9 protein-coding genes are annotated in these 13,386 nt (G+C 64.7%); 5 read left to right on the top strand and 4 right to left on the bottom strand.

Features of this window, described 5'->3' with window-relative positions:
- Positions 1–141 precede the first annotated feature (141 nt).
- From HQ843_RS15440 to HQ843_RS15425, 4 genes are all read left to right on the top strand, one after another.
- Positions 142–651 carry a SixA phosphatase family protein gene (locus HQ843_RS15440; protein ID WP_180897489.1) on the top strand — a complete coding sequence of 170 codons (510 nt, stop codon included), beginning with the start codon at positions 142–144 and terminating at the stop codon, positions 649–651.
- 331 nt (positions 652–982) lie between these two features.
- Positions 983–2,461: a YcjX family GTP-binding protein gene (locus HQ843_RS15435; RefSeq protein WP_180897490.1), complete on the top strand. Its 1,479-nt coding sequence runs from the start codon at positions 983–985 to the stop codon at positions 2,459–2,461.
- The gene (locus HQ843_RS15430; RefSeq protein WP_180897491.1) at positions 2,458–3,534 is read left to right on the top strand and encodes a YcjF family protein; all 1,077 of its coding nucleotides are present in this window, start codon (positions 2,458–2,460) and stop codon (positions 3,532–3,534) included. Before HQ843_RS15435 ends, HQ843_RS15430 begins: the two co-directional genes overlap by 4 nt.
- 105 nt (positions 3,535–3,639) lie before the next feature.
- Positions 3,640–4,185 carry a hypothetical protein gene (locus tag HQ843_RS15425; protein ID WP_180897492.1) on the top strand — a complete coding sequence of 182 codons (546 nt, stop codon included), beginning with the start codon at positions 3,640–3,642 and terminating at the stop codon, positions 4,183–4,185.
- 12 nt (positions 4,186–4,197) lie between these two features.
- Here HQ843_RS15425 and folK read toward each other — a convergent pair whose 3' ends face one another.
- The 4 genes from folK to HQ843_RS15405 are packed head-to-tail and all read right to left on the bottom strand — an operon-like array spanning position 4,198 to position 6,292.
- Positions 4,198–4,710 carry a 2-amino-4-hydroxy-6-hydroxymethyldihydropteridine diphosphokinase gene (gene folK, locus HQ843_RS15420; protein WP_180897493.1) on the bottom strand — a complete coding sequence of 171 codons (513 nt, stop codon included), beginning with the start codon at positions 4,708–4,710 and terminating at the stop codon, positions 4,198–4,200.
- Positions 4,700–5,068, bottom strand: a complete 369-nt coding sequence (gene folB, locus HQ843_RS15415) for a dihydroneopterin aldolase (protein WP_180897494.1) — start codon at positions 5,066–5,068, stop codon at positions 4,700–4,702. Before folB ends, folK begins: the two co-directional genes overlap by 11 nt.
- Positions 5,065–5,937, bottom strand: coding sequence for a dihydropteroate synthase (gene folP, locus HQ843_RS15410; protein WP_180897495.1), 873 nt, complete (start codon positions 5,935–5,937; stop codon positions 5,065–5,067). The genes folB and folP overlap by 4 nt, the downstream gene beginning before the upstream one ends.
- 34 nt (positions 5,938–5,971) lie before the next feature.
- Complete coding sequence (locus tag HQ843_RS15405) at positions 5,972–6,292, bottom strand: 2Fe-2S iron-sulfur cluster-binding protein (protein ID WP_180897496.1); 321 nt, start codon at positions 6,290–6,292, stop codon at positions 5,972–5,974.
- Positions 6,293–6,810: 518 nt separating this feature from the next.
- On the opposite strand from HQ843_RS15405, the gene HQ843_RS15400 reads away from it, so the two are divergent.
- The gene (locus HQ843_RS15400; RefSeq protein ID WP_180897497.1) at positions 6,811–13,179 is read left to right on the top strand and encodes an apolipoprotein A-IV repeat region-like domain-containing protein; all 6,369 of its coding nucleotides are present in this window, start codon (positions 6,811–6,813) and stop codon (positions 13,177–13,179) included.
- The last annotated feature ends 207 nt before the right edge of the window (positions 13,180–13,386 follow it).

Genomic DNA, 13,386 nt, shown 5'->3' with positions numbered 1-13,386 from the left:
TCACCCGGGAAACGGCGAATATTGGCGGCAAAAAAGCGTGAGGCCTTGTGAAAAAATCATGGTAAAGACATGGTCGGTTTTTGAATGTCAGCGCGGCCAACCCCGCGTTTCCAACCGCTCCACGCCGCTTCGAGATTGAGAATGTCGACCATCAACCCGCACCCCGACCGGATCTATCTTCTGCGCCACGCTCAGGCGGTCTGGCCCGAACCGACCATGCGCGATTACGATCGGCCCCTGTCGAAGCGCGGCGTTGACGACGCCGCCGAACTTGCCGGACGGATGAAGGAAAGCGGCTACGTTCCGGGCCTGATCCTGTCATCTTCCGCAATGCGATGCCGGCAGACGGCGGATGCGGCCTACCGCACGCTTGGCCGCGCGCCGGAGTGCCGATTCGTCGATGACTTCTATCAGGCCGCCCCCGTGACCTATCTGGAGGCGCTGGCCGAAAACGCGGATGCGAAAACCGTGCTGATCTGCGGCCACAATCCCGGCATCGAGGAAACGCTGCTGATGCTGGTGGGCGCCGACGCCTTCAACAAGGCCTGCCCCTACGGCTTTCCGACCGCGGGCATGGCGGTGATCGACCATGCGGGCAACGGAAGCGAGGGACCGCAATGGGTTCTCTCGTCGTTCCTTGCGCCGAACTAGAGCATCAGAACCGGTTCAGTTTGCTGACAAACCCAGTAAGCGAGCACGGCGTTGTCTCCCTCTCCGCCGTCATTCCGGCCTTGAGCCGGAATCCGGCAATCTCCAGGTCCTTGCGCGCAAGGACTCTTGTCTGAGATTCACCGCAAGCGGCCCTGGATGCCGGGTCGAGCCCGGCATGACGGAGAAGTTTTGGGGATGACTTTGCCAGTAGCCCGGCCAGTAGCCCGGTTTGCGCTTTTTCACCCGAGGCTCCAGCGCGGGCCCTGCCGCCGCTTTGATCCTTGCGTCGCCTTACCTATATTGCGGGTAAACCCGTGAAAGGAAGCCGAATTTGACGCCGATCCATACGTCGCTTGGCGACAATGCCAGACTTACGCTCGACAACATCACGGATCGTGCATCGGACCTCGTGCAGCCGACGTTGCGGCTCGGCGTCACCGGCCTGTCGCGGGCGGGCAAGACGGTGTTCATCGCCTCGCTGGTCCACAACCTTTTGCACAATGGCCGCCTTCCCTTCTTCGAGGCGATGCGCTCCGGCCGCATCTCCGATATCCGGCTGGAACAGCAGCCCGACGACCAGATCCCCCGCTTCGACTACGAAACCCATATCGACAGGCTCGTGGACGAGCGCGTCTGGCCCGATTCGACCCGTGCGGTTTCCGAACTGCGCCTGACATTCCATTACCAGAGCGCGCGGCGCTGGAGCCGGATGTTCTCGCGTGGCAAGATCTCCATCGATATCGTTGATTATCCAGGAGAATGGCTGCTCGACCTGCCACTGCTCGGTCAGGATTTCCGCACCTTCAGCCGCGAGACGGAGGCCCGGGCCGATACGCCCGCGCGCGCCGCTCTCGCCCGCGACTGGCTGGCGCTTGCCGGCTCGCTCGATTACGACGCGCCGGCCGACGAGAAGACGGTGAAGGCGCTGCATGAAAGCTTCGCAGCCTATCTGACCGCCTGCCGGGCGGATGAGCATTCGCTCTCCACCCTGCCCCCCGGCCGTTTCCTGATGCCGGGCGATCTCGACGGCTCGCCCGCCCTCACCTTCGCGCCGCTGCCCGGCCTTGGGGATCAAAAGTTCAGGCGCGGGTCGCTTGCCGCCCAGATGGAGCGGCGCTTCGAGGCCTATAAATCCGTCGTGGTGAAACCGTTCTTCCGCAACCACTTCGCCCGTCTCGACCGCCAGGTCGTGCTGGTCGACACGCTGCAGGCTCTGAGCCGCGGCCCGGAGGCGATCGCTGATCTCGAGCGCGCGCTTTCCGAGGTGCTGTCCTGCTTCCGGCCGGGGCGCAATTCCTGGCTCTCCTCGCTCGCGCGGCGGCGGATCGACCGGGTGCTGATCGCCGCGACCAAGGCCGACCACCTGCACCATGAAAGCCATGACCGGCTGGAAAAACTGACGCAGCGGCTGGTCAATGACGCTATCAGGACGATCGGCATTTCCGGCGCCGGGATCGATGTGATGGCGCTTGCCTCCGTCCGCGCCACGCGGGAAGCGACGGTCGAGTCCGGGTCCGAGGTTCTGCCGGTGATCGTCGGAACGCCTATAAATGGCGAGAAGATCGGGGCGGAAACCTTTGACGGAACACGGAAAACAGCGATTTTTCCCGGTGACCTTCCAGCCAATCCGGAGGCGTTCTTCCGCATGCTGAAGCGCGGCGGCGAAGTGCCGGAAAGCCTTGCCGAGATCAACGCGGTGCGGTTCCGGCCGCCCGAAATCGACGCTGACGCCAGCGAGGGTGGGCTGTCGATACCCCATATCCGGCTCGACCGGGCGCTGCAATTCCTGATCGGAGACAGACTGGCATGAGCCCTGACCATCCCCGTCGCCCAGCGGTGTTCGACATCGACGACAAGACCCCGGGGAAAAAGACCCCGCGAAAAGAAGACGAACCGCGCCGCGCGCCCCGTCATTTCGATCCGCCGGAGGTGACGCCGGATGAGGAGGACCCGTTCCTGCGCGGTGCGGAGGCAATCGCGGCGGATGAGATGGAGCCCCCGGTCGCCACGATGAAGAAGCGCGGCTTCTCGTTCTCCAAGCTTGCCGGCATCGCCTTCGGCATCCTGCTGTCGCTTGCGATCGGGTTGTGGATCGATGATCTGGTGCGTTCGCTGTTCGCCCGCGCGCCCTGGCTCGGCTGGCTGGCGCTCGGCGCGGTGGTGGTGGGCGGCGCGGCGGCGCTGGTGGTCGCGGCGCGCGAGATCATCGCGATCATGCGGCTTGGCGCGATCCAGCATATCAAGGTGAAAATGGCCGAGGCTCATGCCGGCAGCGATGCCGCAAGCGCCCGCGTTGCCGCCCGCGAGCTTGCGACGCTGCTCGCCTCCAGGGCAGAGACCGCGCGCGGCCGGCAGCGGCTGTCGGACCTCGATGAGGATGTGGTCGACGCGCCCCAACTCGTCGAGTTCTGCGAGCGCGAAATGATGGCGCCGCTCGACCTCAAGGCGCGCGCGCTCATTCTCGCGGCCTCCAAGCGCGTCTCGGTGGTCACCGCCATCAGCCCGCGCGCCGCCGTGGATATTCTTTATGTCTTCTACGAATCGATCCGTCTGATCCGCAACATGGCGGAGCTTTACGGCGGACGTCCCGGTTCCGTCGGCATGTTCCGGCTGATCCGCGACGTGATCTCGCATCTGGCCGTCACCGGATCGATCGCGGTCGGCGACAGTCTGATCCAGCAGGTCCTCGGCCATGGGCTCGCATCCAGGCTTTCGGCCCGTTTCGGCGAGGGCATGATCAATGGCCTGATGACCGCCCGCATCGGCATCGCCGCCATGGATCTGTGCCGCCCGATGCCGTTCTACGCCCTGAAGCGCCCCGGCATGGGCGATTTCATCGGCGATCTCGCGCCCGGCGAAAAGCGCGACCTTTCCAACCCGTAATGGATTGTTCACAAGCATAGATTGTGCGCAAACCAAAACTTAACCATTCGCCGTCATGATTGGCCGAACGCACCGAACCGATGTCTTGCGTAACCGGAACAGTCGATGGCAAACAGAGCCCGCACCCTTCGCACCGCCCTGCTGATCGCGGCCCTCGCGGCAGCGCTTCCGGCAAGCGCCGTTGCCGAAAGCGATGACGACGCGTTTTTCCGTCAGGTTGCCGGCAAATGGGTCGGGCCCGGCAAGATCATCGAGGGCAAGCTGAAAGGCACGCGGTTCAAATGCGAGCTTGACGGGCTGCCGGTGACGGGCGCGGAAGGCGGCTTCAAGCTGGACGGCAAATGCCGCGCCGGCCTGTTCTCCCACCCGATCACCGCCGTGTTCATCCGCGACGGCGACAGCTATCGCGGCCAGTTTCTCGACGGTGAGGATGGCGACGGGCTCGCGGTTACCGGCGGAAACATCGAGAACGGGAAAGCGGTCATTGCGCTGAAACGCCAGAAGGTCGAGGGCGCGCTGGTGACCAGCCTGCTCGGCGAGGATGATCTCAACATCACCCTCCTGATCAAGGGCGGCACCCGCTACGTTCCGGTCATCGGCCTGTCGCTCAAGCGCGAAGGCGATCCCTTCACCGTCGGCGCGATCAAATAGCAGCGGGCGGCGTCACGCCGTCCACCACGACCCGTCATCGCTGACAGCGACAATCCCCGAGATATCGGCTTCGGTGACCCATTCGGCTACCGGACGGCCATTGACGGCCATGTCGGGTGCGATTTCGGCAAGCGGCATCAACACGAAGCCGCGTTCCAGCATACGCGGATGGGGGATGGTGACAGTTTCGGTTTGAAGCGCCCGCGTGCCGTAGGTCAGGATATCGATATCGATCAGCCGCGGCCCCCAGCGGACATCGCGCACCCGTTTCAGTTCTTTTTCGATATCGAGGCAGCGCTGCATCAATGCCTCCGGAGACAGACTGGTTTCCACCAGCGCGCAGCAATTGATGAACGGCGGCTGCTCGACAAGGCCCCATGGCGGGGTGCGGTAGAGCTTCGAGACGGCGACGACCTCAGCGCCCTCCCCGTCATTCAGCATCCGCAACGCACGGGCCATGGCCGACGCCGGATCGCCGAGATTGGCGCCGAGCCCGAGGGCGGCCAAAACCGGTTCAGCGGACATCGCGAACCAGCCTCGCCTCGACATGATCGAGAATGCCCGGGATCGGCACCGAGGGTTTGCGCACAGCCACTTCGACGCGCATGATTGCCTGATGGTAAGCCGCAACCGCTTCGGCGATCGCGCTGGCGAGCGCCTCGATCAACTGGAAGCGCCGGCCCGTCACGACCTCTTCCACCACCGGGTAAAGCCCGCCGTAATCGACGGCATTGGTGAAATCGTCGGCAAGCGCTGCGGGATCATCGACATCCACGATGACGTCGACGAAGAACCGCTGTCCCAGCCGCTCCTCCTCCGGCATCACCCCGTGACGGGCATAGAAGGCGCAGTTCTTCATGGTGATCGTATACCGTCCGCTCATGATCGGTCTCCATACCGTCGGGAAATGATTGCATCGGCGGCGGCGAGCGCCGCCCTGTTGGCCGCGACATTGTGCACGCGAAATATCGCGCCGCCGGCAAGCCGCAGCAGCGCCGTGGTCGCGGCCGTGGCGAAATCGCGGGAAAGATTGTCGTCAGCGCCGGCAAGGGCCGCGACGAACCGCTTGCGCGAGGTTCCGATCAGGAGCGGCAGGCCAAGCGTATGCAGCCGCTCCAGATGCGTCATGATTGCGAGATTGTCGTCGCTGTCCTTGCCGAAGCCGAAACCGGGATCGATGACCAGCCGATCGTCGGCAAGCCCCGCCGCGCGCGCCGCGCCAAGCGCCTTTTCGAGAAAGGCGAACTGATCCGCCATCGGATCGGAGACCATGTCCGGCCTGCGGCTTGTGTGCATCAGGCAATAGGCAGCACCGCTCGTTGCCGTCACCGCCAGTATCTCCGGCTCGGCCGTGCCGCCGGAAATGTCGTTGACGATGTGGGCGCCCGCCGCCACCGCAAGCCGCGCGGTTTCGGCGTGATAGGTGTCGATGGAGATCAGCGCATCGGTTCTCGCAGCCAGTGCCTCGATCACCGGAAGGACGCGATCCTGCTCCTCGGCCGGCGCAACATCGGCAGCGCCCGGCCGCGTCGACTGCCCGCCGATATCGAGGACCGCCGCCCCCGCCGCCACGGCCTGAAGCCCGAAGGCGACCGCCGCCTCGGTATTTTCGAACTGTCCGCCATCGGAAAACGAATCGGGCGTCACATTGACGATCGCCATCAGCGCGCCGGCAGGCCCGAGCGTCAGGGACCGCCCATGCGCGCATCCAAGATGGCGCGGCAGAAAGATGCTGGCGGAAGCTTCGATCATGATGTTCCCCGGGGCCGTCCCGGCCCTGCCGCGTTCAGCCCTGGCTGTCGGGCACGCGCACTGTCAGGCCATCAAGTTCGGCCGACATGGTGATCTGACAGGAGAGCCTTGAATTGGCGCGCACATCGATTGCGAAGTCGAGCATGTCTTCTTCCATCGGCTCAGGCTCGCCGACCTTCTCGGTCCAGGCTTCGTCGACATAGACGTGACAGGTGGCGCAGGCGCATGCGCCGCCGCATTCCGCCTCGATGCCGGGTACGCCGTTGCGGACCGCATTTTCCATCACGGTCGAACCGTCCTGCACCTCGAGGTTATATTCGGTATCGTCATTACCGATGAATTTCAGTTTGAGCATTAGCGGGGCCTTGGTCTTTTCGGGAGAAGCGTTCAGCGCTAATTGAGACATATGCGCGGGGCAGTCAATATCGCCGCTTTTCATATGAGCCCATATGGGATGACAGAACGCCGCCGTGAAGTTCGCGTGTTTTGGTTTTGTGAAAGCCTCAGAAAAGGCGCATTATGGTTAATATTTGCTAAACATCGGAATTTGATCGGTTTTTGCCGTCATGAAACGCTATTCGCCGCAACCGATCATGGGGACGTATACGGAGAAGACTTTCACGTTGTTGTGTGCGTTTGGCGAATGTGCGATTAAAAGGCGGGGATAATCCTTTGAAATAGAAGACATTTGCCCGGGTTTAACGGCCTTTTGGATATGTAAAAGACCCCGTTGGAAAAGGCATCTGGACGCTATTTCACGAATGTGTGCCGAACCAGGCCGGTCGGAATGGCCGCCTGGTCCGGGATTGAAATTGAGTAATCGGGCCGGTTTTCGCCTCCAGGCAAGACCGCCCGTGTGTTGCGAGGCGTATTATGGCGAACCAAACTGGCGGCTCTTCGCTCGACGATCAGGCACTCCATGCACTGGAGGACGCGCTTGCATCCGATGTGGCGAGCGACGACCCTTCCGGGGAAGCCGGCGCGGACAAGAAGAAAGCCCCGCGGCTGAGCGCGCCGTCACAGCGCCAGCAGCGTACGCAGCCCCCGGAACAAGGCGAGCGCGCCACCGCCGCCCGGCCGAAATCCCCTGAATTCCGCCCCGCAAACGATCCCGGCATCACCTCGACCCAGCGGGTGCTGCGCTCCTTCGAGCGCCGCTCCACGGTCAAGGCGCTGCGCAATTCGACAATCATGTCCGCCGGCTGGCTGGCGCTCGGCATCGGCGGTACGCTGGTCGCCTTCGGCTCGGAGATCTTCCGGGCCCGTTCCTTCGCCGATATTCTCTCGATCGACGGCATCGGCCTTGCCGCTGCCCTGACGGTCGCGCCGATCTTCGTGTTCTACGCCTTCAACCTGATGCTCGCCCGCGCCCGCGACATGCAGGAGGCCGCCCGTTCGATGGCGGAGGTGGCGCTCAGACTTTCCGATCCGGACGAAAACGCCGCCCAGCAGGTCCGCAATGTCGGTCAGGCGGTGCGGCGCGAAGTCTATGCCATGAATGAAGGCATCGAGCGCACCATCGCGCGCGCCTCTGAACTGGAAAATCTCGTCCATTCCGAAGTCAATGCGCTTGAGCGCAGCTATGCCGAAAATGAAATGCGGATCCGCAATCTGGTGCAGGAACTGACGGCCGAGCGCGAGGCCGTGGTCAACCACGCCGCCCGCATCCGCACTTCCCTGCTTGGCACCAACGACCAGATGAAGGCCGACATCGCCCAGGTGATGGAGGAGCTTACCCGCACGGTCGGCACAGCCGGCGACGGCGTCGCCAAGATGCTCGAGACCCGCGCGGCGACCCTGAGCGAGAATACAAGCCGTGCGGCCGAGTCTCTCGGCGACCTGCTGGAAGAACGCTCGGCCACGCTGCGCGACGCTTTCGATCACAGCTACGGCCAGTTGAGCGAGCTCTTCGATGACCGCTTCAACGACCTTTCCAGCCGCTTCGACGAGCGCGGCCGTTCGCTGATCAGCGACTTCCACACCAGCGCCACCGCTCTGAACGAAGACACGGAACGTCTCACGGCGGCGCTCAGCGAGCGCGGCGCCAAGCTTGACGAAATCCTGTCCGAGCGCACCGCCAGGCTCCGCGACGTCGCGGAAAACAGCGAAACCGCGATGAACGCGGCGCTGGAGCGCGTGGTCGGCGGCCTGACGGAGACCATCACCGAGACCGAGGCCCGCTTCACCCAGAAACTCAACGATGCCAACGCCGAGGCCGCAAGCCGGTTCGACGAACGCAGCCAGTATGTCGATCAGCGCCTCGAAGCCACGCTGACAAGGCTCGGCAGCAGCATCGACAGCCGGATGGAGACCTTCACCGGCGCGCTCGAAGCCAGCGGCAACGCTCTGGAAGACCGGCTCAATGGCGGCGTCGAGCGTGTTTCGCGCTCGCTTTCCGAGGGCGAATCCACCATCGGCAACATGCTGGAGACCGCATCCGAGCGGCTTCAGGAGCGCATGAGCGACGAGACCCAGGCGCTTGCCGCCGCCCTGTCGGCCAATGTCGAGGCCCTCGACCAGACGCTCGAAAGCCGCGGCCGCGAGCTTGGCAGCAAGATCAGCGCCGAGCATGAACGCCTCGATCAGGTCTTCGACGAAGCCGGCAACCGCCTGGAAGGCAATATCGCCCGCCTCAACCAGCAGCTTGCCGGCGGCGAGGCCAATATCGCCGCCTCGCTGAGCGATGCCGCCGAGCGGCTCGGCGAGCGCATGAACGATCAGGCGATCATGCTGACCACCACACTTTCGATGAGCGAAGAAAGCCTCGCCCAGACGCTCGAGTCCCATTCGACCAAGGTCGAAGACAGCATGCGCGCGGGCAATGAACGCCTGAGCGGTACGCTCTCCGGAGTTTCGGAGCGCCTCGACGCCCAGCTCGAACGTTTCAATACCCAGGTCGGCAACGGCGAGACCGGTATCGCAGCAACGCTCGAAAACGCCTCGCGCCGCCTCAAGGAACATCTGGACGAGCACCAGTTGGAGCTCGCCACGACGCTTTCGGCGAGCGAGGCCACGTTCGGCCTGACGCTCGAAAACCAGGCCGGCAGGCTCGATGACACGATCCGCCTCAGCCGGGAGCAACTGGACGGCACGCTCAACACGGCGGCTGACAGGCTGGAAGAACGCCTCGCCCGCTTCAACGCCCAGATCGGCGACAGCGAAACCGGGATCACCGCGTCGCTTTCCGCCGCATCGGAGCGCCTGAGCGAAACGCTGAACGACCAGGCCATCATGCTCACCACCGCGCTTTCGGCGAGCGAAGAGTCCTTCGCGCAGACGCTGGACACCCATTCCGCGCGGCTGGAAGAAACGCTCGGAGCCGGTCAGAACCAACTCGACGGCACGCTTAACGCCGCCGCCGGCAGGCTGGAAGAACGCCTCGCAAGCTTCAATGCCCAGATCGGCGACAGCGAGACGGGGATAGCCGCGTCGCTTTCCGCCGCATCGGAGCGCCTGAGCGACACGCTGAACGACCAGACCATCATGCTCGCGACCGCGCTTTCGACGAGCGAAGAAACCTTCGCGCAGACGCTGGACACGCATTCCGCGCGCCTTGAAGAGACGCTCGGCGCCGGACAGGGCCGGCTGGGCAAGGCGCTGGAACAGGCAACCGGCGAGATCGGCAGCCAGTTCGAACGCTTCACCGACCGGCTCGGCGCCGGCGAGGCAGGCATTTCCGCGGCCGTCGCCGGCGCGACCGAGCGGCTCGACCAGCATTTCGACCGCCTCGCCCACGGTCTGGGCGATCGCGAAAGCAGCATCGCGGCGACATTGAGCGAAGCCGGCAACCGGCTCGACGAACGCTTCACCGACCATGCCATCATGCTGGCGACGACGCTTTCGACCAGCGAGGAAACCTTCGGCCAGACGATCGAATCGAATACCGAGCGTCTTGCCGCGGCGCTCAATGCCGGTCAGAGCCGTCTTGCCGGCGCCTATCAGGACGTGGCGAGCCGCCTGCAATCGGCGATTACCGACCAGACCAGCGCGCTTGACGGTCGTATCAGCGAAATCGACAGCCGGATCGCGGAAACCTTCAGCGTCCGCGAATCCGGGATCCGCGATGCCTATCGCGAGGGTCAGACCCATCTCGAGGACACGCTGCGCGAAAGCGCCGGCGAGATCCAGCGCGCCTTCGATCAGGCAAGCGCGCAGGTCAACGAGACCCTTACCGACCAGACCACCAATATCTCCGCATCGATCGCCGCCTCCACCAGCCTGCTGGAGATGACGCTTGAAGGCCGGCAGGAAGCACTGCGCAACACCATCGACAAGGCCGGCGTCACGCTGGAGGACCGCCTGCGCGGCTCGGCCGGCGCGATTGCCGAGAAGGTCTCGACGGCTGCCGGGCTCATCACCCGCTCCGCCGAGACGATGACGGAGCGGGTGGAATCCTCCTTCGGCACGCTCAATGAGGCGCTCAACCGTCATGGTGAGACCGTCGAGAAAGGCACTTTCCGGATCGAGGGCGTAACCGAGGAAGCCGGACGCCGGCTCGACGACGCGCTGACAAACCACGTCACCGCGATCGAACGCTCGTCCGACGCGGCGCGAACCCGGTTCGAAAACACCTTCGCCGAACAGCGCTCGGCCTTCGAGCGCACCGCCAATGACGCCAGCGGCCAGCTCAGCGCCTCCGCCGACGCGCTTCATGAGCGCATCTCCGGCACGCTGGAAGCCAATGGCCAACGTCTGGAGCAGGCAGGCGGAGCGGTTTCGGAACGGCTCCACGAAACCCTTCTGACCCACGAAAACACGTTCTCGCTCATCGGCGAACAGCTTGACGAGCGGCTTAACAGCATGCTGGACGAAAAGGCGCGCGGCATAGAATCCGCCTCTTTCTCCGCTGCCGACCGTCTCGGCGAGACACTGGACGCCCGCCACAGCCGGATCGCCGAGACCCTCGAACAAGGCCACGGTCAGATCGCAGGCACCCTTGAACAGAGCCACGACCGGATCGCCGGAACCCTCGCACAGGGCCACGACCAGATCGCCGGCTCTCTTGAACAGAGCCACGGACGAATCGCCGGGGCCCTCGATCAGGGCCATGGCCAGATCGAGGAGCGCTTCGGCAGGCTCGAACAGGCGCTCGATCACGGCATCGGCAACATCAACACGACCATGGACCGCCGCACCGGCGAGCTGGCAGGCCGCCTGCGCGACACCGTCGCGGAAGCCTCCGGCGACATGACCCGCAATGCCGAGGAGGCCCGCCAGAGGCTGGAAGCCGCCGGCAACGCCTTCACCGAGCAGGTGACGGGCACGGTCGCGTCAGCCCGCGAGGGCATGGAACTGTCGGCCAACGCGATCTTCGAGCGCGCCCGGCACTTGCAGGATGCGCTTGCCGAGCAGGCCAGAGCCGCCAACGAGAATGCATCGGAAAACAGCACCCGCGTCAGCGACATCCTTTCTGCCGCCAGCGCGCGGATCGACAGCCAGGTCGACACGATCCGGACCACGATGAGCGATGCCGAAAGCCTGCTTGCCGAACGCAGCGAGCGGATGAACGCCGGCATCTCCGAAGCCGCCGGCGCGATCTCGCGATCGATGGGCGATACCGAGCGGACCATGACCGAAAAGGCCGCAGCGCTTCGCGACAATCTCGGCGCGCAGATTGCGTCGCTGCAGGAAATTCTCGGCGCCGCCGACCGGGCGCTGGCCGCCCGCAGCGAAGCCGTCGGCACCGCGCTCGACGAACGCTCGCGCGACCTCAACTCGATGCTGGCCGGCCGCACCGCCGAACTCAATGCCCTGATCGATGAAAAGGCGCAGCCTCTGATCGCCCGCTACGCCGAAACCGGCCGCGTTGCGGCAGAGGAAATCCGCCAGGCCGCCGACGACACCAGCCGGCAGCTTCGCGATGAAAGCAATGCGCTCGCCGGCAATGTCGAGGCGCTGGTGCGCCATCTCGGCCAGAGCCATCAGCTTCTCGCCGGCGTCGTCAACCAGGCGGCCGAAAGCCTGTCTTCCGTCGACGAAAACCTCAACGCCACCGCAAGCCGGATCAACGAAACGGCGGAACGGTCCGCTGCCTCGATGTCGGCAGCCGGCACCATGCTCGGCAACAAGGTCGACGCGCTCGACGGCAGCGCTTCCGCCTCGCTTGCCGCGGTGCGCGAACTGGTCGAGCAGATCGAAGGCCATGCCGGCATCCTGGACCGCGCCTCGAACCTGATCGGCTCCGCCCAGTCCAATCTCGCCAACACCCTCAGCGAACGCCAGGAAGCGCTCGGCCTGCTGTCCAACGGGCTTGCCGAGCGTTCACAGGAAATCGAGCGCGGCCTGAAGGCGGTCGCCGCCATGATCGCCTCGACCATGGACGAGACCGGCCGGGAAGCCCATTCGATGTCGCAGCGCGTGGGCGAGACCATGCGCGGCTCGGTCGAGGACGCCGCGAAGCGCTTCTCCGGCGCCACCAGGGAGATCGAGCAGGCCGCAGCCGCGATCCGCGCCGAGCTTGACGATACCCGCGAAGCCGTCAAGCGCGGCATTCACGAGATGCCCGAGGAAGCCCGCGAAAGCGCGCAGGCCATGCGCAAGGCCGTCGAGGACCAGATCCGCGCGCTTCAGGATATCTCCACGCTGGTCTCGACCTCGCGGAGCCAGCTTTCGCAACCCGCGCCGCGACAGACCGCCGCGCCTGCCGCCGCGCCGCGCGGCAATGACAGCCTGCCGTCGTTTTCGGCCCCGCCCGCCGGCAGCATCGCCACCGAACGCAACTTCGGCAACGGCGAGACCAGGGCCGCCGCCGCGCCGGCGCAGCCCACCCGTCAGGCCGTGACCCGCACGCCGGGTTCCAGCGCGCCCGGCGGCGAAGGCTGGATCAGCGACCTGCTGCGCGCCGCCGCCCGCGAGGAAGCCGGCCAGAGCGAAAGCCGCAAGGCGGCCGAACGCCGCCCGGCCACCGATACCCTGAACGCGCTCTCGGTCGATATCGCCCGCGCAATCGACCACGACACCGTGGCCGATCTCTGGCAACGGTATCAGCAGGGCGAGCGCGATATCTTCAGCCGCCGCCTCTACACGCTGAAGGGCCAGCGCACCTTCGACGAAATCAAGACGCGCTATGAAGGCGACCGCGAATTTCGCGCCTCCGTCGACCGCTACATCGCCGATTTCGAAAAGCTGCTGTCGGATGTGATGCACAACAACCGCGACCGCAGCGTGGTCCAGTCCTACCTGACGTCGGACACCGGCAAGGTCTACACCATGCTCGCCCACGCGGCGGGAAGGCTGCGATAAGCCTAAACTGAAAGCACGAAAAAGGCGGCCTCAGAGCCGCCTTTTTTTTTGCTGTTGATGAAGCCGCGGTTTCAGAGTTTGAGAACCTCGCCGCCGCCCCACAGGCGTCATGCTCGGGCTTGACCCGAGCATCCATACTGCAGAGGCCGTTGATCAGAATGGTATTTTTGAGACTGTGCGATCCCGCCTGGATCCTCGGGTCAAGCC

Source organism: Martelella sp. NC20, assembly GCF_013459645.1.
Taxonomy (GTDB): Bacteria; Pseudomonadota; Alphaproteobacteria; order Rhizobiales; family Rhizobiaceae; genus Martelella.
This window is presented reverse-complemented; position numbering and strand designations above follow the sequence as displayed.

Bases quoted from the DNA above. Each gene is read 5' to 3' on its own strand.
- HQ843_RS15440 (WP_180897489.1), top strand. From the start codon at position 142: ATGTCGACCATCAACCCGCACCCCGACCGGATCTATCTTCTGCGCCAC.
- HQ843_RS15430 (WP_180897491.1), top strand. From the start codon at position 2,458: ATGAGCCCTGACCATCCCCGTCGCCCAGCGGTGTTCGACATCGACGAC.
- HQ843_RS15425 (WP_180897492.1), top strand. From the start codon at position 3,640: ATGGCAAACAGAGCCCGCACCCTTCGCACCGCCCTGCTGATCGCGGCC.
- folK (WP_180897493.1), bottom strand. From the start codon at position 4,710: ATGTCCGCTGAACCGGTTTTGGCCGCCCTCGGGCTCGGCGCCAATCTC.
- folB (WP_180897494.1), bottom strand. From the start codon at position 5,068: ATGAGCGGACGGTATACGATCACCATGAAGAACTGCGCCTTCTATGCC.
- folP (WP_180897495.1), bottom strand. From the start codon at position 5,937: ATGATCGAAGCTTCCGCCAGCATCTTTCTGCCGCGCCATCTTGGATGC.
- HQ843_RS15405 (WP_180897496.1), bottom strand. From the start codon at position 6,292: ATGCTCAAACTGAAATTCATCGGTAATGACGATACCGAATATAACCTC.
- HQ843_RS15400 (WP_180897497.1), top strand. From the start codon at position 6,811: ATGGCGAACCAAACTGGCGGCTCTTCGCTCGACGATCAGGCACTCCAT.